General features: G+C 58.9%; 33 protein-coding genes. 3 read left to right on the forward strand and 30 right to left on the reverse strand.

Annotated elements, in window-relative coordinates; genetic code table 11:
* Positions 1–5: 5 nt before the first annotated feature.
* The 12 genes from D8U61_RS26005 to D8U61_RS26060 all read right to left on the reverse strand — a co-directional run bounded on the left by D8U61_RS26005 (position 6) and on the right by D8U61_RS26060 (position 8,732).
* Complete coding sequence (locus D8U61_RS26005; protein WP_130927913.1) at positions 6–344, reverse strand: phage tail protein; 339 nt, start codon at positions 342–344, stop codon at positions 6–8.
* Positions 344–3,394 carry a phage tail tape measure protein gene (locus D8U61_RS26010; protein ID WP_130927914.1) on the reverse strand — a complete coding sequence of 1,017 codons (3,051 nt, stop codon included), beginning with the start codon at positions 3,392–3,394 and terminating at the stop codon, positions 344–346. The genes D8U61_RS26005 and D8U61_RS26010 overlap by 1 nt, the downstream gene beginning before the upstream one ends.
* A 27-nt stretch (positions 3,395–3,421) precedes the next feature.
* A complete protein-coding gene (locus D8U61_RS26015) occupies positions 3,422–3,724 on the reverse strand; it encodes a DUF1799 domain-containing protein (protein WP_130927915.1) in 303 nt (100 codons plus the stop codon).
* A gap of 17 nt (positions 3,725–3,741) precedes the next feature.
* Positions 3,742–4,122 carry a phage tail assembly chaperone gene (locus D8U61_RS26020; protein WP_130927916.1) on the reverse strand — a complete coding sequence of 127 codons (381 nt, stop codon included), beginning with the start codon at positions 4,120–4,122 and terminating at the stop codon, positions 3,742–3,744.
* A 2-nt stretch (positions 4,123–4,124) separates the two neighbouring features.
* Positions 4,125–4,796: a phage tail protein gene (locus tag D8U61_RS26025; protein WP_056785418.1), complete on the reverse strand. Its 672-nt coding sequence runs from the start codon at positions 4,794–4,796 to the stop codon at positions 4,125–4,127.
* 69 nt (positions 4,797–4,865) lie between these two features.
* Positions 4,866–5,285 (reverse strand): phage tail terminator-like protein, encoded by a 420-nt coding sequence (locus D8U61_RS26030; protein WP_130927917.1) that lies wholly within the window; start codon positions 5,283–5,285, stop codon positions 4,866–4,868.
* A complete protein-coding gene (locus tag D8U61_RS26035; RefSeq protein ID WP_130927918.1) occupies positions 5,282–5,866 on the reverse strand; it encodes a hypothetical protein in 585 nt (194 codons plus the stop codon). The genes D8U61_RS26030 and D8U61_RS26035 overlap by 4 nt, the downstream gene beginning before the upstream one ends.
* Before the next feature lies 1 nt (position 5,867).
* Complete coding sequence (locus D8U61_RS26040) at positions 5,868–6,260, reverse strand: hypothetical protein (protein WP_130927919.1); 393 nt, start codon at positions 6,258–6,260, stop codon at positions 5,868–5,870.
* 2 nt (positions 6,261–6,262) lie between these two features.
* Positions 6,263–6,640, reverse strand: a complete 378-nt coding sequence (locus tag D8U61_RS26045; RefSeq protein WP_130927920.1) for a hypothetical protein — start codon at positions 6,638–6,640, stop codon at positions 6,263–6,265.
* 10 nt (positions 6,641–6,650) lie between these two features.
* Positions 6,651–6,956: a HeH/LEM domain-containing protein gene (locus D8U61_RS26050; RefSeq protein WP_130927921.1), complete on the reverse strand. Its 306-nt coding sequence runs from the start codon at positions 6,954–6,956 to the stop codon at positions 6,651–6,653.
* 57 nt (positions 6,957–7,013) lie between these two features.
* Positions 7,014–7,991: a major capsid protein gene (locus D8U61_RS26055; RefSeq protein ID WP_016774007.1), complete on the reverse strand. Its 978-nt coding sequence runs from the start codon at positions 7,989–7,991 to the stop codon at positions 7,014–7,016.
* A gap of 3 nt (positions 7,992–7,994) precedes the next feature.
* Positions 7,995–8,732 carry a hypothetical protein gene (locus D8U61_RS26060; protein WP_130927922.1) on the reverse strand — a complete coding sequence of 246 codons (738 nt, stop codon included), beginning with the start codon at positions 8,730–8,732 and terminating at the stop codon, positions 7,995–7,997.
* A 122-nt stretch (positions 8,733–8,854) separates the two neighbouring features.
* Between D8U61_RS26060 and D8U61_RS26065 the strand changes: the two genes are divergently transcribed.
* Positions 8,855–9,346: a hypothetical protein gene (locus D8U61_RS26065; protein WP_130927923.1), complete on the forward strand. Its 492-nt coding sequence runs from the start codon at positions 8,855–8,857 to the stop codon at positions 9,344–9,346.
* Here the strand turns inward: D8U61_RS26065 and D8U61_RS26070 are convergent.
* Genes D8U61_RS26070 through D8U61_RS26095 form a run of 6 tightly spaced genes read right to left on the reverse strand, consistent with a single transcriptional unit; the run spans position 9,318 to position 14,740 of the window.
* Positions 9,318–9,815 (reverse strand): DnaT-like ssDNA-binding protein, encoded by a 498-nt coding sequence (locus D8U61_RS26070; RefSeq protein ID WP_130927924.1) that lies wholly within the window; start codon positions 9,813–9,815, stop codon positions 9,318–9,320. The genes D8U61_RS26065 and D8U61_RS26070 overlap by 29 nt on opposite strands.
* An 8-nt stretch (positions 9,816–9,823) precedes the next feature.
* On the reverse strand, positions 9,824–10,936 hold the full coding sequence (locus D8U61_RS26075) for a minor capsid protein (RefSeq protein ID WP_177433372.1): 1,113 nt from the start codon (positions 10,934–10,936) through the stop codon (positions 9,824–9,826).
* A complete protein-coding gene (locus D8U61_RS26080) occupies positions 10,905–12,314 on the reverse strand; it encodes a DUF4055 domain-containing protein (protein ID WP_130927925.1) in 1,410 nt (469 codons plus the stop codon). The genes D8U61_RS26075 and D8U61_RS26080 overlap by 32 nt, the downstream gene beginning before the upstream one ends.
* Positions 12,314–13,633, reverse strand: a complete 1,320-nt coding sequence (locus D8U61_RS26085; protein WP_038861476.1) for a terminase — start codon at positions 13,631–13,633, stop codon at positions 12,314–12,316. Before D8U61_RS26085 ends, D8U61_RS26080 begins: the two co-directional genes overlap by 1 nt.
* Positions 13,608–14,084 carry a DUF2280 domain-containing protein gene (locus D8U61_RS26090; RefSeq protein ID WP_130927926.1) on the reverse strand — a complete coding sequence of 159 codons (477 nt, stop codon included), beginning with the start codon at positions 14,082–14,084 and terminating at the stop codon, positions 13,608–13,610. The genes D8U61_RS26085 and D8U61_RS26090 overlap by 26 nt, the downstream gene beginning before the upstream one ends.
* Before the next feature lie 32 nt (positions 14,085–14,116).
* Positions 14,117–14,740, reverse strand: a complete 624-nt coding sequence (locus tag D8U61_RS26095; protein WP_130927927.1) for a putative metallopeptidase — start codon at positions 14,738–14,740, stop codon at positions 14,117–14,119.
* A gap of 59 nt (positions 14,741–14,799) precedes the next feature.
* Here D8U61_RS26095 and D8U61_RS26100 point away from each other — a divergent pair, with 59 nt between their 5' ends.
* Positions 14,800–14,997 carry a hypothetical protein gene (locus tag D8U61_RS26100; RefSeq protein ID WP_016773999.1) on the forward strand — a complete coding sequence of 66 codons (198 nt, stop codon included), beginning with the start codon at positions 14,800–14,802 and terminating at the stop codon, positions 14,995–14,997.
* 45 nt (positions 14,998–15,042) lie between these two features.
* Here the strand turns inward: D8U61_RS26100 and D8U61_RS26105 are convergent, their stop codons facing one another.
* The 12 genes from D8U61_RS26105 to D8U61_RS26160 all read right to left on the reverse strand — a co-directional run bounded on the left by D8U61_RS26105 (position 15,043) and on the right by D8U61_RS26160 (position 22,140).
* The gene (locus D8U61_RS26105) at positions 15,043–15,543 is read right to left on the reverse strand and encodes a DUF2514 family protein (protein WP_130927928.1); all 501 of its coding nucleotides are present in this window, start codon (positions 15,541–15,543) and stop codon (positions 15,043–15,045) included.
* Positions 15,540–15,902 (reverse strand): hypothetical protein, encoded by a 363-nt coding sequence (locus D8U61_RS26110; protein WP_130927929.1) that lies wholly within the window; start codon positions 15,900–15,902, stop codon positions 15,540–15,542. The genes D8U61_RS26105 and D8U61_RS26110 overlap by 4 nt, the downstream gene beginning before the upstream one ends.
* On the reverse strand, positions 15,899–16,237 hold the full coding sequence (locus tag D8U61_RS26115; RefSeq protein WP_130927930.1) for an MFS transporter: 339 nt from the start codon (positions 16,235–16,237) through the stop codon (positions 15,899–15,901). Before D8U61_RS26115 ends, D8U61_RS26110 begins: the two co-directional genes overlap by 4 nt.
* A 255-nt stretch (positions 16,238–16,492) precedes the next feature.
* Positions 16,493–17,170: a hypothetical protein gene (locus D8U61_RS26120; RefSeq protein ID WP_130927931.1), complete on the reverse strand. Its 678-nt coding sequence runs from the start codon at positions 17,168–17,170 to the stop codon at positions 16,493–16,495.
* A complete protein-coding gene (locus tag D8U61_RS26125; RefSeq protein WP_130927932.1) occupies positions 17,167–17,769 on the reverse strand; it encodes a recombination protein NinG in 603 nt (200 codons plus the stop codon). Before D8U61_RS26125 ends, D8U61_RS26120 begins: the two co-directional genes overlap by 4 nt.
* On the reverse strand, positions 17,769–18,167 hold the full coding sequence (locus tag D8U61_RS26130; RefSeq protein ID WP_130927933.1) for a recombination protein NinB: 399 nt from the start codon (positions 18,165–18,167) through the stop codon (positions 17,769–17,771). Before D8U61_RS26130 ends, D8U61_RS26125 begins: the two co-directional genes overlap by 1 nt.
* Entirely contained in the window at positions 18,164–18,670 is a 507-nt protein-coding gene (locus D8U61_RS26135) for a hypothetical protein (RefSeq protein ID WP_130927934.1), read from the reverse strand. The genes D8U61_RS26130 and D8U61_RS26135 overlap by 4 nt, the downstream gene beginning before the upstream one ends.
* Positions 18,667–19,464: a hypothetical protein gene (locus D8U61_RS26140; RefSeq protein ID WP_130927935.1), complete on the reverse strand. Its 798-nt coding sequence runs from the start codon at positions 19,462–19,464 to the stop codon at positions 18,667–18,669. The genes D8U61_RS26135 and D8U61_RS26140 overlap by 4 nt, the downstream gene beginning before the upstream one ends.
* The gene (locus tag D8U61_RS26145; protein WP_130927936.1) at positions 19,451–20,422 is read right to left on the reverse strand and encodes a phage replication protein; all 972 of its coding nucleotides are present in this window, start codon (positions 20,420–20,422) and stop codon (positions 19,451–19,453) included. The genes D8U61_RS26140 and D8U61_RS26145 overlap by 14 nt, the downstream gene beginning before the upstream one ends.
* A gap of 1 nt (position 20,423) precedes the next feature.
* A complete protein-coding gene (locus D8U61_RS26150) occupies positions 20,424–21,275 on the reverse strand; it encodes a BRO family protein (protein ID WP_130927937.1) in 852 nt (283 codons plus the stop codon).
* Between the two features lie 157 nt (positions 21,276–21,432).
* The gene (locus D8U61_RS26155; protein ID WP_130927938.1) at positions 21,433–21,855 is read right to left on the reverse strand and encodes a phage regulatory CII family protein; all 423 of its coding nucleotides are present in this window, start codon (positions 21,853–21,855) and stop codon (positions 21,433–21,435) included.
* Positions 21,856–21,936: 81 nt separating this feature from the next.
* Positions 21,937–22,140: a Cro/CI family transcriptional regulator gene (locus D8U61_RS26160; protein ID WP_025110113.1), complete on the reverse strand. Its 204-nt coding sequence runs from the start codon at positions 22,138–22,140 to the stop codon at positions 21,937–21,939.
* 116 nt (positions 22,141–22,256) lie between these two features.
* Here D8U61_RS26160 and D8U61_RS26165 point away from each other — a divergent pair, with 116 nt between their 5' ends.
* On the forward strand, positions 22,257–23,045 hold the full coding sequence (locus tag D8U61_RS26165; RefSeq protein WP_130927970.1) for a LexA family transcriptional regulator: 789 nt from the start codon (positions 22,257–22,259) through the stop codon (positions 23,043–23,045).
* Positions 23,046–23,183 lie beyond the last annotated feature (138 nt).

Consider the following 23,183-nt stretch of genomic DNA (forward strand, 5'->3'; position numbering starts at 1 on the left):
GCCCCTTATGGATGGAATGCACGCTCGAACGTGGCGGTGAGTTTGAAGACCCCGCCGCCCATTGGCGTGGGAGCGGGATTTTTGCAGGTGAACAGCCCAAGTTCGCCGAGCGGCGTTGTCCACAGAAACGCCTTTGCGCCGCCGTGCCGGTCAAGGAACCCCATGATCTCCAGCACCTTGGCCTTTCGACCGGAGCAGGTGATCGGATAGGAGTCCTCCTTGTTGTTCGGGCCGTCGCCAACGCTCTGCGTGTATCCGCCGCCGAATTTAGAGGCGCGCACCCGATAGGTGATTTCGGGTGTCTCACCGCGCTCGGTTGGCCAGGTGAATTTTTCGATGGCCATCAGGCCCTCCCATTGGCATTACGAAAGCTGGTGCCGCCCGCTCGCCAAGAGTCAGCGACGGCTTTCTCGGCCACGGCCTGCATTTGCGATTGAAGGTTTTTCGATAGCGCTTGCTGGTCAATCTGCATGCCTTCAGATCCACGGTCCTCAGTTACCACCGTGACCGGCGCACTGATGCTGATCGTAGTCCCGGAACCGCCACCAGCAGCGAGAACGCCCAGCTTGCCGCTGGAAGTCCGGGTAAGTGGCATGATCGCCTCCGGTCCCGCCTCTCCCATCACGCCCGCCCTGCCGCCGGCCATCTCGAAAGCTGTCGGCGTGCTGACGATGCTGTTGGTGAAAGCGCCGCCGTTGGCAAACATCTGCACACCCGATGACCAGGCACCGCCGAGCGCCTGCGGAAAGTAGCTGCTGGAATAGCCCGCCGAGGAGGCGCCGAGATTGGAGGACGTAGCGCCCGCAGACCCAGCGGCCAGCCCATTGCCGCCACTACCGCCGGAGAAGTAACTGGTGGCAGCACCGACGAGGCTGCTCAGCAATGCCGAACTGGCCTGACGCGTCGCGATGCGCGCCATATCCGCCAGAATCGACTTGGTGAAGTCAGCAAACGACAGCTTCCCGGTCATGGCAAAGTTGACGACTGCGTCTTCCATGGAGCTGAAGGCGTTGCCGAACAGGGTTTTCGTCTGGCCGGCGATGTTGCTCGCCGAGTCCAGGTAATTGGCCCAGGCCGACGTTGCGCCCTTGGTCCAGTCCCCTTGAGCTTTCTCAACATCTGCGTAGTTTTGCCGGATCTGATCGGTTGCGGCCTTGTTCGCATCCGCGAGCGCCTGCGACTTCCGAGAGAACTCCTCTTCCGACATGTTGCGGGATGGGTCAGATCGCTGATTTTCCAGCTCGAGCGATTGTTGAGCGAACCGATCTTGCTGGCTGTTCAGTTCGCCGTTCAGTGCGTTCTGCCGATCACCCTGGCCAACGCCAACTACCGCCCGCTGCCCTGCCAGCTTCAGTGCTCTCTGCTGCTGGCTCAAAGCCTGAACGTAGGAGGAAATCGCTCGCTCCTGCTTCGCCAGCCTTCCGGTTTCGCTGGTAGCGAGCACTTCGAGCTGGCTGTCAGCTTCCTTTTGAGCCTTGACCATGCCGGCGCGAGCATCGGCAATCTTCTGATCCAGCTGGATGCTTTGCGCGGTAGATGTGGTCTTTTTCGCCTTAGCGGCTTCCAGCGCAGCGATCTCAGCCTCGTAGGCTGCGGTCACTTCGTCGCGCTCGTTGCCGATCAGCGCTTCACGCTTCAGGGCGTAGTCGGCTTGGGAAACGAGTCCAGCCTTCTGCGCTGCGTCCAATTCCTTTTGAGCGTTTTTGTATTCAGCGCTGATGGCTACCAGGTTGTTTTTGGCGTTGTTGAAGCTGGTCAGATCAACCTGTGAACTGGCCGTTTTTGAATCCTTGAACTGGTCGTTGATGTTTGCCAGGTTCTTGTCGATCGCCGCCTGATTCAGGCGAGGATCGTTCGGCGCTACCTCGCGGATGTCTTCGAGTTGCCGCTTGTACTCCTTGATCGCGTCGTTACGTTTCTGCTCATTCGTCCACGCCGACTTCGTGAGAGCGTCGACCTTCGCCATGGATGAGACGGCATCACCTTGGGCCTTTGCCTGCTCACCTTGCCACTTGGCGATATCGGCTTCTGCAGCCTGCTGATCCTCCAGCATGTTGAGGCGATTTTGATAGAGATCGATCATCTCTTGCTTGTTCTGGAACAGGCCTACGTCGCCCGCCTGAGCGCCCGCCAAGTCACGGCGGGCTTGCTCGATATCAGCACCGATATCGCTGCGCCCGATATTCTTCAATCCATCAGCAGCGCGAGCAACTGCGTTGTATCCCCTCTCCCAAAAGCTCAGATTCTCGAGGATCCGCGGCGTGCGCTCGTTGATCGCATCGGCGAACGACTCAGTAGCCAGCTTCACGGCGCCGGCATGGTCGCCCTGCTTCTCCAGTGCGGTGATCTGCGAGTAAACCGACGCGGTGAGATAGTGGTACTGCTCATTCAGCGCAGCAGATGCCTTGACCGGGTCGTCGGCGAGCTTGGCGAACTCCGCGACAGTCTCGCTAACGGCCTTGCCGGTCGCTTCCTGCATCGACACCGCGGCTTGAGTGATGCCGGTAAAGCTCTCGCCGGCGATCTTGCCATTGTCGGCAAGCAAAGCCAGCACGGCTGCTGCTTGGCCAGTGGTGCCAACGGTTGCGCTGACCTGACGGGCCATGTCGCCCAATTGCCCGGCGCTCACACCGGCGTAATTGGCAGTGAGGATTAACGATTTGTTGTAGCTGTCCTGCTCTTCGCTGCCCTTGTAAAAGGCGTATGCCAGCCCACCCACCGCAGCGGTGGCGAGCGCAAGCGGACCAAGAATTGCGAGCAGCCCCGCCGCACCCTCGCCCGCACCGGCACCCAATTGCGCGACTGCGCGAACACCGCTACCCCAGTCTCCCGAAGACAGCGCATTCCCCAGCTGCACGACGTTTTCCTGCGCCTGGCGCGAGCCGAGCCGCAACTTTTCGAAGCCGGAGGTAGTTTTGTTGAGCTTGTCGTAGTCCTTGTCGATCTTGCCCAGGGCGGTGTTGTACTCGTCCTGGCTGATCCGGCCGGCATCCAAGTGTTTGCCCAGTTGCTCGACCTGAGTATCCAGCTTCGCCAGTGCAGCGCGGGCCGGGTCAATGGCCCCCAGCAGGCTATTCAGTGCCTTCTGTTCATCCATGGCCGACTTGGCCAGCGCCACCTGCTGCTTGTCGAGCTGCGCAGAAATCTTGGCGGCCTCAGCCTCGCCATAGGCGCCGGTCTTGGTCAGCTTCGCCAATGCTTCCCGCTGTTTTGCGAGATCCTGCGTGGTCTTGGCGTTGGTAGAGAGCGATTTCTCCAGCGCCTGCATTTCGTTCATCAACGAAACGGCGGACTGCTCGGCGCGGCCGCCGGCCTTCGCCATTTCATCCAGGCTGGTTTTGGCCTGAATAGCGTCGGCCGAGTCGATCTTGACGCCGAGTTCTGCAATGTTCATCGACTCACCTTGTATTGACGCCCGCGTTTACGGGCTGTTTTCCCTTTCCTCCGCCATGACGCGCAGGGCTTCGCCTTCCAACACCTGCAGGTCAGGAAAGATCGCGGCGAGTTTCTTTTTCTTGATGCCGAGGAATCCGGCCACATCGCGGATGCTGCTGTAGTCGAGACCGATAGCGCCGCCGGTGCCTGCACGCCACTGAGTGGACATCCTGTTGAACAGGAGGAAGGCTGGCCAAAGGCACGGCCAAACTTCGAATTCCTCTTCGATGTCCTCTGCATCCAACCCGAATGCGGCAAGTTGCTCCGCATTCGGAGGGGGCTGATACATGGCGCGGGCGGCGCGAATCAGTTTCCCGTGCGGGCCTTGGCGTAGGCCGCTTGGTAGGCATTTACCACGGCCTCGGTTGCACCGTGGCAAGACGTCACCAGCGCCTTGATGCCCTCGTCGTCGAACTTGTCATCGAACTCCCAGCCAACAACCAGATCCTTGATCTGCTGCACTTGGTTTTCGGTGTCGACCGCAACGATTTGAGACATCGTAGGCTTGTCGCCGAACTGCTCAAGAGCTTCCTTGTGCCGTAGGTTCCACCCATCAAACAGCGCCGCCAGCTCAATCCGGTCCCGATACTTGAAAATGAATTCCACCTTCACCGGATCCTGGCCAACTACCGGGACCATCACCGCACCGGTGAATGTTGGCGCTTGCGCAATCTTGAACTTCGCCATGATCAGGCCCCGCCGCCAGCAGCAACCGGCGCACGATAGGCGGTGATCTCAGCGTTGATGGTGAAGCCAAAGGAAACGGCCGCACCTTCGTTGCGCACCAGCGTCGGAGTTTTGTTGAAGGATGCATAACCGGCGTAATAGATCGTTTTGCCGTTGGGCAGCGACATACGCAAGATGCGCACTTCCTTCTCTCGATCGGCCTTATCCAGTTCTTCATACCAGGCCAGGCTGTCATCGTCAGCCAGCTGGAAAGCGAACGCCTGCGCATTTTTGGTGGTCGGGATCTGCTTGTCACGCCGCGCTTCGAGCGGCGCGTAAGTCCAGTATTGCTGCTCGCCGCCGGACATGGAGTTGCCGATCACCTGGTTGACGGCTACCCAGCCGGTCACTTTCTTGGCGGTACCGCCGCTGATGCCATCGGGAAAGAAAGCCACGTTGGACGTGTCGATGCCTTCAAGGGTGAATGCGCCTGCCGCCGCGTTGGATACACGCACCGCGCGCTCGTTGATGTCCTCCCAACCGGAGGTGATCAGAAGGATGTCGCCATTGGCAAAGCCATTTGCGGCACTGGTAGCGACGCCTGGGTTGGCGTTGCTGATTGCCGAAATCAGCTTGGCAGCGGCGAATCCGCTGGAAATCGAAAGCGTCGCCCCGTTGGGGAAGTAAACAGACATGGGTTTTCCTCTTTGCAGAAATGACATAACCCGCTCGGAGGCGGGTTCAGGATTTGCCCAACGGGCGGGTTATGGCGTGGTGTCGGACCGGTATGAGAACGACAGCGGGACGGTGTAGGTTGAATCGCCTGTGATGCCTGGGCCGACGTCTACAGGTGTCATGGGCGTAACTACGAAACCATTTTTTTCGTCACGCACATAAAGTGGAAATAACGCGATGATCTCGGCGGCAATAGGGTTGGTTTTTGCCTTACCGGTGCCGGCCGGGCAAATAATGCTGACCTGGAACACGCCGGTATACAGCCGGTGGTCTCCGCCGAGCGTGTTGCTGGCCGTGTCGCCCGGGATGGTGAACGCCCGCAGGTAAGTCTCGCCCGCTGTGGGTGTGTAGGGCATGTTCTCAAAAACGATTTTTTGCTTCTCCGGCCTGGCATTGTTCCAAGCGATCAGCTTTGCCTCGTAGATTGAGGCGATGATGGCGTGACTCATACCTGGTTGTTCCTGATGGCCTCCAACACGATTTGCTGGAAGCGAGCCACGGTTACCCGAACCATGCCTCCGGGCGCCTGGGTCGAATGGCCGAACTCCAGCGGGATCGCATAGGGCAAGTTGTTGATGATGTAGGCCATTTGGCCAGCAGTGAAGTCGCTCATTGCAGCGACCAGCGCGGCCGTGGTTTCGGCGCCGCTCGGGTCTACCTCGTCAAAGGTGACGTTTTCCACTACGCCAAGCGAGATGTGCCAGTTCGCACGGAACCGGCCGCCGACGTAGCCTTCTGGCGCCTTGATGTCCATGCCGTCGTTGAGCTTGCGGCCTTTCTTGAGCCTGCCCCCTTTGGTCAGGTTGGCCGGATCGCTGCGCAGCGCGGCGTTGTGTTCGTCGACAGCCTTGTTGTACTCGGAGGCAACTGCGTTCTGTGCCCAGATCTCCAGGTTGCCCACGGGAGACATGCGGATCAGGCTGCTGCCGACCTCGATGATGATCTCGCGCACACTGGCATCGATCGCTTCGCTGGTTTGCGCGGCGAACTCGGCCAAGCTCAGGGCGAAGCTGCCGGATTGAGCGGCCATGTCATTTCCTCAGTTGCGCCGTCCACGTTGCATCAGCAGGGTCCGCAGACACGTTCATCACCCGCAACCCATTGACGATATCGCCGATGGCCGGGGTAGCTGGCACCGTTGTCGGCACACCGGCCTCTGACACGAACAGCTCGTTTTGCAGCAACAGAAGCTTTTTGTCGGTGGTTTGGATCAGTGAGCCGTCGATTTCCTTGGACAGGTAGCTGCCCAAGACGCCGCGCCCCATGTAAGTGATGGTGGTTTCCGGCGTCGCGCCGCCCAGGTCGGGGTCATACTCGCCCGCGACCTTACGCACACCGGTCACCGGCTGGACCGCGTCAGCGAGGCCGTCAGGATCGTCGAACGCCTCAGCCATTTCGGCCTGAATCTCTTCGCGCATACTCATGATCAGATCCTTTTCAGCATCATCACGCCGGAGCGCTTGATCCAAGGCTCCAGCAGCGCCAGGGCGAAGTTCACACCCGCCGACTGATCAGTAGATCCGGCCACGTAGGTCTTGCTCACAGACGTGCCGGACTGAGCCGAAACCGTCTTGCTCTGCACTTCCTTCTGAGTGGCCGTGTACAACTTGCCCGCTGCCGCTTCTTTGGCGACCTGGGCGCCGGCTGTCTTGATCTCGTTAGGAACCGGATCTGGAACAACCCGCTTGATCTTGCCCGTGAGCCAGGCGTTAGCCATGGTCACAGCAAGGACCGGATCACCGGTGCCGGCCCAGCCAGGACCCAGCGAAGCGTCAACATCGGCAACGGTGATGAAGTCGGTCATGTGCTTGTCCTTATTCCGCTGGCACCAGGGCCTGCAGGTCTTCTTTCTTGGCGGCTGGGTCGAAGGCGATGCCCTTCGCCGTCAGCCACTCTTTCAGCTCCGGCACCTTCATTTTCAGAGGGTCGGTTTCGGCATTTTCAGGCTCCTTGCCATCCGAAACTTTGATGCCCGCCGCTTCGTATGCATCGTAAATTTCAGGCGCATCACCCTCGATAACCACCTCAGTGGCAGTGCCAATGACGCCGAAGAATTCGCTCAGCAGGCGGTAGCAAGCGCCGCGCTCTTTGCCCGGTTTGTCCGTGTAGATAACTTTCATGAGTCACCTCAATGCAGTCCGGCGCCCTTGCGGACGCCAGGGTAAGTGAAAGCCGGATTACGGCGTGGTGGTACCGCTGATGACGGCGGCAAATGGGACCTGCTTGCGGCTGAACACGCGTTCCCAGTTCGCAGCAGCGGCATACTGGGTCGCGGTCGGGCTGAGGTTCTGAGCTTCGGAGCCTTTCCAGCTGAAGCCGGCAGGCTGAAGAATGTAGGTCTTCCGCTCCCACAGCACCTCAGCACCACCGCCATTACCGCCGCCCGGTTTGCGCTCGATCTCCACCGGCACCTTCGGCGAGCCTTCGCCGTAGCCGAACGCGCCTTGGCCGAAGAACACCGACAGGTACTTGCCAGCGCCGTACACCAGGCCATCGTCCATGAACACCGGCTTACCCAGATACGTGGCCAGGATGATCTTGCCGTCGGAATCGCGCAGATACTCGATGAGGTCCTGCTTGACCATCTGGTTCATCACCACCGAGTGCACGCCGATCGCGCCGAACTGGTCGGCCGCATCGCCGGCAGTGAAAGCGGCATCCTGAAACGCGTTCGCGCTGATGGCCGCGCCGGCGTCAATCACCATGTCACCGCCGTTGTTGGCAATGTTCGAAGCGATGATGCCGCGCGCTGCGCCAAGAGCGTAACGCTGCCACTGGCGAGTCCAGTAGGTGCCGAAGCGGTTGCGGATCTGCTGCTGAGGCTCGCTGTTCGCCAGTTCGGCGGTCAGGTCGGCTACGCCATAACCTTTGTTGAGGTACAGGACGCGAGCACGCATGCTGTCCTGAGTAACCTTGCCGACTTCGCCCTGGTCGTTCGGGTCATCGTTGCTGATGTTCGGGGCTTCATCAGCGTTGAGATCCTGCCAGTAGCTGATCTCGGCGGTGCCTTGGCTGCCGGAAGCGATAGCGTCCAGAACGGGCGAGCGGGTCACAATGCCAGACTCGTAGACAGCGGTTTTTTCCGGGCTATTTACCGGCTCCAGCGAGGCGTAGTAGTCACCGACAAAAATGTCGGTCAGTTGGGTAGTTGCCATGAATTAGGTTCCTTTGGTGGCCTGGATTTTCTTGAACAGCTCGGGGTTGTCACGGGCGATCGCAGCGCGCTCGGTTTCCGTGTACTCGCCCCATTTTTTCGTGGCCTTGCCACCTTGATCGCCGGTCGGACCGGCACCCTGAGCCCTTGGCCACAGGTGTGTTGCTGTTTCACGCAGCGACTCCGCCCATTCGAGCGGCGACAGCGGGGTTTTCCCGTCCTTCCCGTAAACGACCTCGCCGTCACGGTCGGTGGCAATCGCCTCGCCGTCTTCACTGAGTTTGAAAGTGCCCCGGGCGCGCAAGATGATGTCTTCGGCAGCCTCGGGTAGCGCGCCGGCCTTGATGGCAGCAGCGCGGATGGAGTCAGCCAAGACTTTGTCGCTGTACTTGGCAGCGAATTGCTCGGCCTTGTCGGCGCGCGCTTTCTCGGCGGCCAGCTTGGTGTCGTAATCGGTGCGCAGGCGCTCAGTACGACGGGTGATGACCTCGTCCAGCTTGCCTTCGGCAATCAGCTTGGTTTCTTCGTCCTGGCCGACTTTGGTCAGCAGCCCTTTCACGGCGGCGATATCCAAACCTTCGAACTGGGACTTGAATCCGTCCAGTTCAGTTTTGGTAGTCCGGAGCGAGCCAAGCAGCTCGGTGTTTTTGTTCTTGAGGCCCACGGTCGCAGCCTCAACAGCTGCAGCAATGGCGGTCTGAACTGCCGGGTCTTCAAGATCAATCTGGTTTTCGTCTGCCACTTGGTGCACCCCTTGGGTTTGGTCGGCCCGCTTTGCAGGCATAAAAAAACCCCGGCATGGCCGAGGCTTGGAATTTTGCTAATGTTCGTGACGTGCTGATCATTCAGCGATAGGAAGCGGTCATGAGCGAAGAACGATATTCAATGTCGCAAGACGAATTTGTCAGAAGCTTCATCAATGGATGGATAGTTGATGGTCGAGACGGCGGACTAATAGTCGGGCGTACTCACCAAGAAGGTCACATCCTCATGTTCCAAGCAACCGATGTTCTCGGAGAATTTGAGCATATGGGCTTTGTAGAGGGCGGCGAGTACATCATGAGCACTGACGCGACGGCGCATCATTACAGCCGACTCGAAGAAATCAACAGCGACAAGTCGCCGTGCGACGCGGATATTTTCGTGACCGCCGACAGCCAACTGATAAACACCATGGCAGAGCCGCACGACAAGTTTCTGATCATCCATAAACAGTTCATCATTAACAGAAATGCCACAAAAAGACATTTTGATGAACTGGAAAGACTAAACAGGCCTCATCGATATCATCGCGGCAGAATCCTTGATGACGATGTAATTGCCGCCATTACTGAGCCTGGGTTCGTACGATACTGAGGCCGCGCATCACCAAGTAATCGGCGAACTGCGTCCTGCTCGGCGCGTATGGCGGAGGACGTATGCGCAGCCCAGGCGTATCGCGGTTGAGGCGCGTGCGCCGTCCATTCGGCTCAGTGCAGTGGGTCGGCTCTTCGATCTGGAAGCCCTGGTCGGCGGCGTATAGCTCGACCGCCAGCCGTACCTGTCCCCACTCAAGCTCAAAGGGCACGAACGTCTCGGATAGCGTCTGGTATTCGATCTTGCAGTCACGCCGCGGCCAGGCCATTGCCTGTTCGGTCCTAGCCTTGCGCCCTTTCCACTGACGACCGTTGATTTCGGCGGCAGCGCGCAGCAGCAGTTCGGTTTGCTCAGCCTCAGTTTCAGGTATCCGGAACCCGTAGTAGTCGCGGTAGAAGGTCAGCTTCTCCAGCGGCACGAAGCTGTTGGAGTCCGGCCTGCCCTTTCCGTCTTCAACGATGATCTGCATCGGCTTTCTCAACCCGGTGGAGCGCCGAGTGTAACGCCTGCGCGGATGAACATGTCAGGCTCAGCCGCCTTCAGTTGCGCCAGCGTCAGCGGCTTGAACGACTTGTCGAGCTGCAGCTTGGCGAACTTCTCCGGAGTCAGTCCTCCATCACGGAACAACTTGGCCCGCACCGGGCCGAGCGCATGATCTTGGAAACTCGCCGGCTGCGTTGCCAGCCACTCGTAATAGTTCAGGCTGGCATCGACCTGCGCCCCGCCATTGTCGCCCACCGAAGCACGCGTGGCGTCCTTGGCGAACATCTCGGAAAGCCGGGTTGTCGGCACGGTAGTTGACCGGCAGTTAATGTGCGCCGGCGGCAGCGGCCCTTTGCCCAGGTCGAAGCGCATGCCATCCAAGCCCTTGCACTGCTGCGAGGTCTTGCGGTCGAGCGTCGATACCCAGCGATAGCCCAGCACCACGTCGCTGTTGGCTTTCAGCGTCTCCATTCGCGACGTCGTGGCCACGTGCTGGATTGCCGTCTGCACCACAGAGGCGGCGTTGCGATTGCTCACCGCGAGGATGCCGTCCGTGAAGTTTTGCGCCGCGGTGCCGCGAATCGCCTGAATAATCTGGGCATTGGTCTGGCCTTGGCCGAAGCCGAGCCTGATGGTATTCGTCACGCGCATCGTCTCCGTGCGCGTCCAGCCACTGACGAAACTCTTCAGCAGCTTGCCGCCGTCGATGCCTTTCACCTGCAGCGGATAGGAAAACACCGCCGCTCGGATCACGGTATTGCTCGGCACCACTGCGTCGATGGACAGCGCATTGCTCAGGCTGTTGGCCTCGAAGGTCGACTCGTACAGCGCGATATCGACCAGATCGGCCTGCACCAGGTCACCGTAGGCCTTGTAGATCTCGAGCAGCTTACCGTCCACACGAGCTAGGAACTGCTCAAGGCGGTCCCGGCTGTAAGTGGTTAACTCCTTGCGGGTCAAATGCACCCGCACAAGCGTGTCGATCTGCCGAAGGTACTTCTCGAACTTCTTGACCTCACCGGCCTTAAGCCGCTCCAGCATTACCGAGTGGCGCGTCGTCTGTTCCAGCAGTTGGCTATCCGCCTGCGCCAGGTTTTTCGATGGCATCGTCTTTATCCAGGTTGAGGCCGGCCGACTCGCGCTCATCGCTGATCAGGTCGGCTTCGTCTTCGTATGGGCGATCTGGCAGATTGGCGGTGGTGAGGTACTGCCAGTAGGTGTCGGCGCTGATCGTGCCAGCCATCACGCCCTTGAGCAGTTCGGCAAGCACCTGAGCATCGACCACTGGGGTCACAAACTCAGGGCTCACCTTGAACTTGACTTGTTTGGGGTCGTAACCCTTCCACTCAGCCGCGTACCGCAACCCCTGCTCCACTGCCTCTGCCACCGTGACGACAATGCTGTGCAACGTGGCGTGCTGGTCGTTCTGACGTGTTTTGCGCGCCTCGCCCGACTCGGTGCCGCCCACGTCCATGACCTTGGCGCCCGCTTCAAGGGCGGCGTTCTTCTGGTCATCCATTGCCTTGCGGACGGCTTCAATTCCGGCGCCTTGAAACTCCAGATAGCCACATTGGCCAGCTGGACCGAGGTCCCATGCTGCAGATGGTCCGGTCACGCTCAGCTCTACCGAATCATCAAGGCCAGACACCCATGGTTGCGGGTGACTGGTCTGGTGTAGCGCAGTGAAGTAGTCAGCGCTCAACTGGTAGGACTTCAGCGCGGCACGCGCCATCGTGAGCAACGGCACCTCATCCACTTCCGGCGAGTTGTCGGTCGAGCCGCAATAGATCACCGGCAAGTATGACAGGCCTTTGACCAGTCGGTTGTCGGTGCCAGTGGTGCCCAGGGGTCTCTCCTCCTCCACGATCTCGCCGCCTTCGTTCCGCACAGCGGTGTAACAGGTCTCGCCTTGCATGAAGAACTCGCGGAACACCGTGTCGCAGTCATGGCTGTAGCGATCGCTGCCCTTCTTGCGGAATTCCCGGAACACCGAAAGGACCAGGTCTTGACGACCGCCTTGATCAGCCGTGTCCCAGTTGATCGCGTTGCGCGTGGCGTACGTCGAGAAGTACGGTTCGCCGCGCTCATCAATGTTCACCACCAGCGGGACGCGGCCGTGAGAGATGGCCTGGCGCACCATGCGGAAGAACAGCTGCTTCAGGCCGAAGCCGTCTGAGGTGGCATTGTCCTCTATCCCCTTCAGGCCGGTGGGCAGCTCAATCTCCGGAATCAGCCGGGAAACCAGCCCCATCATCGAACGAAGCGAATCGCGCACCCAGTGTTCGTACTGAGCCCGGTTCGTGTAATTCTCGTAGAGGTACTTGTTCCCGGCGGTGTCGAGCTTCTCAGCTTCGACCATGCCGCTCGGCTTGGGAAGGTTGCGCTCGTTACGCTTGACGGCGCATTCACCCTCGAGCGCGTCGTCCATCATTTCCCACTCGGCGATGTGCGCGTCGTAGTCAGGGTTTGTCGATTGCACTGGCATCAGGCCAAGCCTCCAATTCGGCGTGTTCCGCCTGTGCGTGTTTTGATCGGGTACCGCTTGGCAATGAAGTAGCCAGGGGCATCCACCAGGTGGTCGTAGCCGGCCTTCTTATCGGGCTCGCCCTTGTCGGTGTAAATCTGGCGCTCCAGGCACTGCGTGTATTTCGGACACTGGTCGACGTTGACCAGATATCGATGCTCGCCGTAGGTATTAGCGAACATCGCGCACATGGCGTTGACCCGATCCTTCACAGCGGGGTTGGTCGAATCCACCACTACGGTAAATCCAGCCTTTTTCAGCAGTGACAGGTCAGATTCGCTTGCGCTCTTGCTGCTTGTGTTCTGGCCGCTGGCGTCCGGGTAGATCGCGATGCTGTGGTCAGGAAAGCGGAGCTTGATCTTCTCGATCATCTCAGGCGTGTCCCGCACATCTGAAAACTCGCTGAGCGCCAGTGGCAGGTCATCGCGAATGACATGCACGACTGCCGCCATCTTCATGACGTTGAAGTCCATGCCGATGTGCAGGGCCTCACCGCGCTTGATCGTTTCGCTGGTTCGATTTGCCTCACGATTGAACGTGTAATAGACGACACCCGCGTAGTTCTCAAAGCTGGCCTCGTATTCCTGCCGAAAGGTTCGAGGGTCCATCTTGCGGCGCGCCGCATCCAGCTCTTCAGCCGGAACGTTGCCGCCATCGAGCGAGGTGTAGAGCCAGCTCTTGTGATCAGGCTCATGTCCCGGCCGGCCGTCTTGAAACGTGTCGTAGCAGTGATTGAATCCCTTGGGCGTACCGATGCGTAACGCGTGACCGCCTTTCCGCATGCCGATACCCGGTATCGAATATTGGCATGTCGAAAGCATCGGCCGCAGAACCTCCTCCCAAGCCTCCCATGGGCAGTCCGCCCATTCATCCACCAGGACGAAGAACAGACCTGAGCCGCGCAGATTGTCGTAGTTGTCGAGCCCTACCACGCGCATCACATGTCCAGACTTGAGCGTGATCGAGCATTCCGTCTCGTTGGGCCGGTGTGCACGCCACGCCTCAGGGATTGCCTGCTTCAGCCGTCGCCAGAACACGCGCTTGGCCTGCTTGAACGTCGGCGCGCCGTACCAGATCTCATCTTCGACGCTCACGCCCCACTCAGCAGCCAGCCGAGCAGCTCGTCGCATCTCAGCTTTGCCCAAGAACGTCTTGCCGAACCGGCGACCACACACCGCATCGCGGAAGCGCGCCTGAGGCTGGAAGCCCCAGCAGTAAATGTTCGCCTGTTTCGGCGTCAGCTTTACCGGCGGATCATAGGTACGGGGTAGCGGGGACATTCTCATCAGGCTCCAGGGTGTACTCAGCAATGGCGTGCTGCTGGTCCGCTTGAGAGCCCAGAGGTTTTTCAGGTTCTAGGCGACGATTCACGTAAACGTCGCCCACTTCTTTGGCTGCCTGCTCAAGCAACTGGGCAGTCAGCGCCATGTTCTTCATGTTCTCTGCCTTCTCGGCCATTCGTCCCAAGGTGCGAAGTCGATACGCTCGGTTGGCGATCGGGATCTCTGCCGTCTCTTCACGGAAGCGCTTGCGAGTATCTTCGAACAGAGTGCGCCACTTGGCTGCCAGATTGGCGCCGGCGCGCTTTGTTGGATCGTGCTGCTCCACCTGCTGGCGGGTCACATCGATGTCGAATTCTTGCTTAACGTTTTGTGAGACGAGCGTGGGAGTGTCGAAACACGCCAAAGCCTGAACGATGAAGGCTTTCACATCGTTTTTCAGGGCTGCCATAGATTGGATTCCGTCTCATGCCTGTCTCACATTCAGGCCAGCTTAAGCAGACAGGTTCCGCAGGCCCTCGATATGTTCAATTTCCCCACCTCGGCAGGACTGTTTGCAGCGTCCACCAGCTCTTGCACTTGAGCGCTTGCCCCGTACCGACGCACCACACCAACGAACTCTTCAACGTCATGTCCACGCATCTCAAGCTTGGGCAATCCTTCCTGGGTGAACTTGGGTGCGCCGTACTGATCGGTCGCTTGAGCGATGTGATACAGCTCATGTTCGACCAGTGCGCAGAAGTCGGCGTCGGAACAGTCTGCGCAGTAGTCTGCCGCCAAAGTGATGATGTAGGCCGGCACGTCGCCGAACCAGTCCAGCATCTGCTGTTCCATCCGGGCCTTCTGCCAGCCCCCTGCACGAAACGCTACCTGTTCGGCTTGGCCTACCACCGTGCGCCCCTTCTTCGTGAAGGCGGCAGACGCCCACATCACTCTCACGTCCGCATCGATCAGATGGGCGTGGTCTTCGTTGTGGACGCTGCCGGTGTCGGCGAGAATCTCGGATTGGAGCCATTCCCACACCTCAGGCGCGGGGATAAGGCGGATACCAAAGCCGGACAGCTCAGACAGGTCGAGCAGCGACTGAGGCGGCATTGGTCGATTCATTTCATCTCCATCCGGCCACTCAACTAAGATCAGTTGGTCTCAGAAAAGGAAATCCGTAAGTGAGCCATCGCATTGATGAAACAGCTGTGTTGAAGGCCGCATCAGAATGGGCGGAGCGAACCGGGAGGAACACCGAGACGGTAAGCTCGACTGCTCAGGACGTCATGGTCAGGCTTAAGTCCAAGCTCACAGCTTCCGAATATCAGGGAGCGCTCAAGCAGCTTCATGGCCAATACAAACGCGATAATGTCTCTTGAACAGTGTCGCGACACAATTTGCACACTCGCTAAACGTGTCGCGACCTACTTGCTCTTCTGTGCGGCAGCGTATGCAGCCTCACACGCCAATCCAGCTATTCGGCTTCGATCAAGCGCTTCTGCCAGTCTTCCCGCTTCTTCGTCAGCGCTTCTACGCAGGTCGGCGAGCAGAACGGTAAGGTCGGTTCTTGCCTGGCTTCCGCTGGCAACCTCGGCAGCACAAGACCTTCGCTTGGCGAGGAGGTCGGTAATTTGCTGCTGCAGGCTGCGAGCCCGGTTATCAGCAACAACAACGGCAGCCGACACATGCTCAGTCTTGGCTTTCGCATCATCGGAGACTCGGTTGATGTCATTGGTGATCTCGCGCTGAATGCGGAGCGTGTTGGTGAGCGAGTCCACGCGGGCGGTGGCGGTATCGAGCTGGGCGGTGATTGCTGCTCGATCGTCCTTTACGCTATCCAGGCGGATCGCGAGATAACAGATTGATCCTGCAGCGGCGAGAACAACCCACAGCCAGATTGGTATCAGCCGAATGAGTCCGCTCAAGGGCGCTTCCTATCTGGAGCCTCTCCAGATTTACCTGTCACGATCGGGCGGTCGCAGCCCATGCAGTGTTCGCAGTTCATGGTGCGGCACAGCCAAGCTTTCACCCTCAGCCACCAGATGACCATGAAGATGTGGCGTAGCCCGGCCAGCGCAAGCGACATATGCAACGTCAGGCCTGCGGTGGTTGGACCGAAGAAGATGTTCTGGCTACGCGTCATCACGACGAACCCGCTAATGGCCACAGCCGAGTAGATCAGCTTGCCAATGACGCCGTCCCGCACTCGGCCACTGAGAACACACCAGGTCGCCCAGAAGGCAATCAAGCCGCAGGCGATGGAATTGATCAGTTCAAGACTCATGGTGGATTGCCTCCCCCGAACCGCTGGCGAATAAGCGCCCAGAGGTCAGCGGCTTTGATGGCTCGGTTGATGGCTGCCAGGAGTGACCCGCCGAAGGTGCCTAGCAAGAAGCCCACACCAACCACGATATTCGGCTCTGTCACTCCGAGGTATGCGGTCACCATGCCGGTGAGGTACACGGCGCAAGCCAGCCCTGTGGTCAGGAAGAACAGCCATGCACGCCAGTCTCTCAGGTCGTCTTTATGCCACCAGCTTGCGACGACAGCACCGATCAGTCCTGCGATCAGCAATTCAAGCCTGTCGAACCTGTCGAGCAGGCGCTGCAATAACTCCATGCGCTCGACTCCGTGGGTGCATGTGAATAGATCGGCGTCCGCTGCACTCCCAGCTCGGGGCAATGGGTGTGGGGAGCCGAAAACGAAAAAGCCCCTGCGAATGCAGAGGCCCTGAATAGGTGCGCTGCGACCGAAACCCGGCAGCGCATAAACAAAAAGCCCCGCACATTGGCGAGGCTCTGAAGTGGTCGTGCGCTGGAGGTAAGTTGCGCAGTGTGGGAAAAGTACATCAAATTCCCCACCATGACAACACCTTTATGCCGCATCCTCTGAATTTTCTGCGTGAATAACCTGCCACACCGGCTGTTGTGCCTGAATATCCACCTCCTCAATGGCCTTTCGCAGGAAATTCCAGATGTCGAGCCAGTCGCGATCCCAGTGTTTGGGCTGGATAGCGATCCCGTACAGCTTCAACATGGCGTCAGACACTCGGGCCGGCCCCCAGGCATCGCCGCCGTTCGCCTCGGCCTTGTAGGACTGCAGGGCACAGGTGATCAGGCAATGCACCTTCGACGCCTTGGCATCAGTGAGAGCACTGAAGTCGGTATCCGACCAGATCAACTTCTCGGCGTTGAGCATGTGAACCACCGTCATGCACGGGTGGTAGAGGTAGTGTCCCAACTGCTGCACCTGGAACGGCAACGACTCGATCGCCTTCTGGACCTTCCCCATTGTCACCAGGTGGGCAGCTCGATGTGTCGAACGACCAATCGGCGTGCGGCGCGTCTCGGCGATGTGGATCTTCTGTCGCACGGCCTTGATGCGCTCTTCCTTGTCGTCGCCCTGGGCAGCGAAGATGATCTCCCGGAGCGCGGCCTTCTCCTTCCGGACAACGGTCGCGGATTTTGCCCGGTCAGCCGCTGCCGCACTGATTGAGGCGTTCGACTCATGCTGTGCGTCTGTCCACGCTTGACGTGCGTTGATCAATTTCATGCTGCCTGCCCCTTCTTCAGTTCTCGGGTCTTGGCCCGGTATTCGGCCTTGATGGTTTTGATTTCTTCGACGGTGTACTTGCGGGGCTCATGAGGCCCTTCCAACCAAGCCACGGTTTCGGCGCCGATGCGCTGCACCAACCGGATGCGGTACTCGACCGCGTTACCGGACAGGTTGCGGTTGCACTTCACGCACTGGCGGTGAATGTTCAGTGGCTCGAAACGCAGCTCCGGACAAGCGCCGACGGATCGGTAGTGGCCTGCGTCCCAGCGGCTGCCGGTCATCAGGTCATTGTCGTTCGGCATCGAGTCGCAGCTGATGCACGGCAGGTGCGCATCCCGGGTGCGAACGTATTCGTTCACCGCCGCCTGGGCTTCGCGCAAGTGATCCGCCCTGCTCTTCAGCTTCTCCTTGCGGACTTTGATCTCATGGCGCTCGCATTGACCGATGGCTTTACGGGCTTTCTCGCTGTTCGCCGGCGCATGGGCCAGCGCGCATTTCGGGCTGCACACCACCTGCGTGGTGTTGAACATCGGCGCGAACTTCTCGCCGCAGGCTTTGCAGGTTTTCTGCTTCACATCCTTGAGGGCAGTGCGCATCAATACCGCCCTCCCCACTTGTCCTGCTCGGTCCAGCGCACGTCATGCTCGGCGCCGAAGGCATGCATCAGCTCGAACAGATCGCTGAACCACTTCTGGGATTGCTTGCGGGTCGATACGGCCATCACAACGAAGCCACCGTCCAGGCCTGGTTCCGCGCGCTGCTTCTCCAGCGAGGCACTGAAAAGGCACTTCCAGTCTTCACTGGTCAGTTTCTTGCCATGCCAAACCACCTGCTCGGATACGTCCTTGAGCATTGCCCACATCTTGCGGTTGCAGACGTCGGGGCGTTTCTCGTCCTTGATGACCACGATCTTGGGTTTGGTGAAGTCGGATGCGTGCAGGACGCCCATGAGGCGGCTGATATCGCGCTGGCTACGGATTGCGAACTCGTTCATGGCTGCACCGTCTTGGCCATCGCGCCGTCCACAAGCGCGTCGAGGTCTTCGCCGGTCATCCCGGTAGCGTGCGGTCCGATCCACTCGACGACTTCGATGTAGCCACTGTGACCGTGCTGAAGCCACCGGTAGCGCTCGGCGTCCTTGCGATACGCTTCAATGGTCGTGTATTGCCTGTCAGCTTCTCGGGTAAGCGAATCAACCTCGGCATTGAGCTGGTCAATACGTGTGCGCAGCACATCCGCTCGGTGACGACCTAGTTCCAGCGCTTGAACGGACTCCTGCACCCATTCGGTTTTTTCGATCCACTCAGAAAATGCTTGCTCGATGCGTCCGAGGCGATCGTTCTCCGCCAGCAGGTCCAGCGCCACCTCCTCCACGGTCTTCTCCCCGAGGAATTCGCCGAGCGCTTCAGCGTTCTGCTTCCACTCTCCGCAGTCAGCCTTCCAGGAGGCGACTTCACTCCACAGCAGCTTCTGGAGTTTTTGTTTGTCGATAGTCATTGAGCCGCACTCCTTGCTTCCAATTGTTCGGCCTGCTGAATGAGCAGCGCCCGGCGATCCGCCAGCTCATTGGCTGCCAGAATTCGCAGTTCTGTTTTTTCCTCGGCCGATGCCTGGCGCATGGCGAGCATCGAGTCCTTCACCGCGGCGAGCTTTTCGCGCAGCTTTGGCGAAGGCCGCGCTACCACACCGGTGAGCAGCGCAACGACGGCCCGACCGTCTTCAGTGACCGGCACGACACTCAAGTCGGCCAGGTACTGCTGAGCGCGCTCCTGAGGGATTCGCTGCATCTGCACGGCCTTGGCGATCGCCTGTGTGCGGCGGTTGGCGTCGAAGCCGACCGACACATGCCAGTTCACTTCCTTGCTGTCCTCCCGGGCCTGCCCCACCAGACGCTCGTAAGCACTGTTGAATGCCATGCGCGCACCGACCTTGTCGCCGGCGTCGAGGACAGGTTTCGCGGCTGCCAGCGCGAGCTGAATTTCGTCCGTCAGCACTACGGTTTCGAATTCATCGTTGGTGGTCATCGCGATCGCCCATGCTTCGTCCTTGCCGGGGCGGCCATCGGCGACCTGAACGCGTTGAAGAATGTCAGCCATTGCCAACTTGCCTCTCACTTCAAAGCGGCAGGCCTTCAGTGCGGCTTTCACGACCGGCACCGGGTAAGCACAGAGGTCTTCGGCCATGATCGCCGCAGTGCCTGGGTTCATTTCCTGCCCCATGGCCTCAGCAGTGGCGCAGATCGCAGCAGCGAGCCCGGCAACCTGTTGGTCATTCATTTCAAAGGTACTCATTGCGCTCCCCTGCTTGGCGCTTGGCCAAGACCATTTGCGCGGCCTGCTCGGCGGCGGAGACGTTCGCTTCGGTACGTTCCATCTGGCGCGCGGTTGTTCCGTTGATGCGCTGCCCGGTCACCCACTGGGTGTGGTAGCTCTCGGCATTGGCCAGCAACTCGTTAAGGCTGTGGCATTTGCGCAGAACGGTGGCATCGCTGGTTTTCAGGAAGTGGGCGGCGACGTGATGGGCGACATCGGCGCCGAGGCGGTCGACCAATTGACCGAGCTGGCCACCGACCTTAGCGTTCCACACCGGCCAGGTGCTGTAGCGCTTGCGGTAGGCCATGGCGTAGTTCGCCCAGACCTTGAAGGTTTTGCAGGACCGGTCTTTTGGGCCTGGCATGTCGGCAGGGATCTCGACCCGTGGCGCATCGGTGCGATCGACCACGAGAACCAGATTGCGAGCCGGCTTGTCCGGGCTGCCTTGCAAGTCCTGACTGGTATCCTGATTGGTAACCTGATGATTGGTATCCTGATTTGTCGGAGATTTTTCCGACCCTTGTTCGGATTTTTCTCCGACCTTGCTCGGATTTTTTTCCGAGGTAGATCGGATTTTTTTCCGACCTTCGTTCTTTGGTGGGGTCGGATATTTTTCCGACCCGTCCAGCTTCTGATTCCACTCAATCGCCTTCTCGGTCAGGCGGAACAGCGTGATGTTCGAAGTGCTGGAAAGCTCAATCAGACCGGCCTCTTCTAGGGCCTTCAGCATGCGGTAAGCAGTGTCTGGCTTGTCGGTGAGCAGCGGCAGCTCCTCGATGATCTTGGCCTTGCTCAGCGCGAAGAAGATCCCGTCGTCGGTCTTGATTGGCTTGGTCCAGCTTGGGCAGCCGTAGACGAAGGCGAACAGCAAGGCCTGCTGAGAATTCAGCCCCCACTCCAGCGCCTTCACCTGATTGATCGTGACGGTGAATTGCATATCAGGCCTTCCCGACCAATTTGGCCAGTTCGAGGAAGCGATCGACGTACCAGTGAGGCTGTGTCTCGCGGGGGCATTGAGGACTGGTGAGGTTCTTGCCGTAGTTCAGCCCCTTGTCAGTCACCGACCAGAAGTCGACCATCTCTTGTTTGGAGTTTTTGCGCTGAAGGACTTTGAGGAAGCCGTGAGCTTCCAGTGCAATGTTGAAAGTGCGTGCGGTACTGGCGATGCAGTGATCTTTAATCAGCGCAGTTATGGCCTTGGTCGGCATCGAGCTGCCGCCAGTGGCATCTGGCGCAGCATCCACGGCATAACCCGGAAGGAAGCTCGACTCCAGACCGTTATTGGTGGCTATCCTCGCCAGCATCATCACCTGGCTGGACGGCGACGGCTTCAGCAAGCGCGTGTAGCACTCCATGAGTGCCAGTTCACCTACAACTTTGGAACTGCTCGGGCTGGCAGCCTCGAACTTTCCGGTTTTGCGAATGCTGGGCAGCACCTCACCCACTACCCATTCTTCAAAGCGTTCCGCACCAACCAGCTTCGAGCGCATCACCAGTCGGTAGACATCGCGCTCAGGAATGACGGTCATGAAGCCACCACCCTGTTTCGGGGTAGTGGTCGCGGCCTTGCAGTGACGGGAAATAGCGTTCTCTGGCTTGGCGTAGCCCAAGGCGTCAGCGACATCACGGGCAACGAACCACGGATCGCCGAGCTCGTCGGTGATAACGCGGATGGCACCGCCATCGAAGTCGAAAGGGACTACTGAGTTGGTACACGACACGTTTTGTGATTTGTTAAAACGTGTCGCGTCATTGTTCTGGGTGTTGCTCGAATTCGGTTGGCTCTGCATAATCGGGCCTCTCTAGTTTTGCGAATCAGCCGACATTGCCCGTCGGCTTTTTTGTGTCTGTTATTTGTTCCATTTATTCAACAGTGCTGTTGATGGCGCCTTTTTTTCGATTTTTTGCGCGACAGCCGCAAATAAAGTTTGCACATGCGCAAACTCCTCAGGCGGCCTTAACCGAGGCGTCCATCACATCCAAGCTCTGCCGAACGTGGTTGATCTCTTGGCGAATCATGGATTTTTCGAAGCCGCTGACGTGGTCGTCGTCGAGCGCCTGGTGAACCGCGATGGTCAGATCCGCCACTTCTTTCCCGACATTGATCAGCGACTTGGTTAATGCCTGAGGTTCCGGCGTGGTTTTCGCAACGAGCTCGAAACCAAACTCGTTTGCCAGTGCCGCCAGAGGTCGCATGTCGCCGGCGTGCAGCAGAATCCCGAACAAATGCTCCACGGTCAGGTGGTGTGCGTCGTTGTCCGGATTGGCGCGCTGAAGCAGGCCAACGTGAGCAACGCCCATCTTTGCAGCAAGGGTCTTAGCTTCGTTGTCCAGGACAGCGCTCTGACAGGCCCGCAGAAAATCTTCCATTCGTAAAACCTCAAATTTGTTTCCGTGGCGCCCTGCCAGTGCGTGGGCGATGATTTGTTCGTGCAGTAAGCAATGACTGCATCAGGCTGCTGTGCGCTTTGGGCGCGCAGGGATCGGACGAATCTCATTCGCCTCAATACGGCCGTCGTCATAAAGGGTGATTTCGATGCTTCTGCCGGCTCGAACCATTTGCGAGATCGCGCTCTGGTTCACGCCGAGAGCAGCAGCAAGCGCAGCTTGAGTGCCGTGCTCTTCTAGGTATTTGCTCAAAGGGATCTTTTTCATGGAATTTCCACGGTTTGATATCTGCCATGGATAGTAGCAGCGCTGCTTTTTATCAGCAACAAAATACTAGCAGTGCTGTTTGCTTGGATATCAGCTCTGCTAATACTCTTATTCGTATGAAAATACGTCGCCCCCTCACCCCCGAAGAAGTCGCCGAGAGCGCCCGGCTCAAAGCTATCTACGAACAGCGGAAATCAGCTGCTAAAGCGGCCGGGCGCAGCCTGACGCAGGCGGACGTTGCCGAAGCGTGCGGATGGTCTGGGCAAAGCGCATTCAGCCAATACGCCACCGGAAAGGTGCCACTAAATGTGGAAGCGCTGCTGAAGCTCGCAAAGGCGCTCAACTTCGACGCAAGCGAGGTCAGCACTCGACTGTTATCCACTGTTGCCAGCGTGCAGCAGGACCGCATACAGCCAAGCGTGAAATTAGGAAGCATCGAGACTTGGGACGACGAAACCCCGCTCGATGACGATGAGGTCTACGTCCCCTTCCTTCATGAAGTCGAACTGGCGGCTGGATCTGGCAGGTTTGCGATTGAGGAAAGCGCAAACTCGCGCCTGCGCTTTAACAAGAAGGACCTGCGCCACAATGGCGTTCAGTTCAGCAATGCGAAGTGCGTGAAGGTTGGCGGCAACAGCATGGTGCCCGTGCTGCGCGATGGCGCGACAGTCGGCGTTAACGTCGGCAAGAACTCTCTGAGCGATATCGTCGACGGCGAGATGTACGCCATCAACCACAACGGCCAGCTTCGCGTGAAGCAGGTTTACCGGATCCCAATCGGTATTCGCCTGCGCAGCTTTAACCGAGATGAGCATCCGGACGAGGACTACACGTTCCAGCAGATCCAAGAGCAGCAGATCTCGATCCTAGGGCACGTATTCTGGTGGGCGATGTATTCGCGCTGAGTAGAATATGAGGTTTGAATTTCTCCAGAGAGCAACGCAGTCACTCATAACAGGCGTGATTCTCTCCGGTCAGTCACTCCCTGCAAATGCCCATCTGATATAGTTTGCAAATGGCAATTCGCCACCCTCGATACCGAC

The organism is Pseudomonas sp. Sample_14 (genome assembly GCF_004307515.1).
Taxonomy (GTDB): domain Bacteria; phylum Pseudomonadota; class Gammaproteobacteria; order Pseudomonadales; family Pseudomonadaceae; genus Aquipseudomonas; species Aquipseudomonas atacamensis.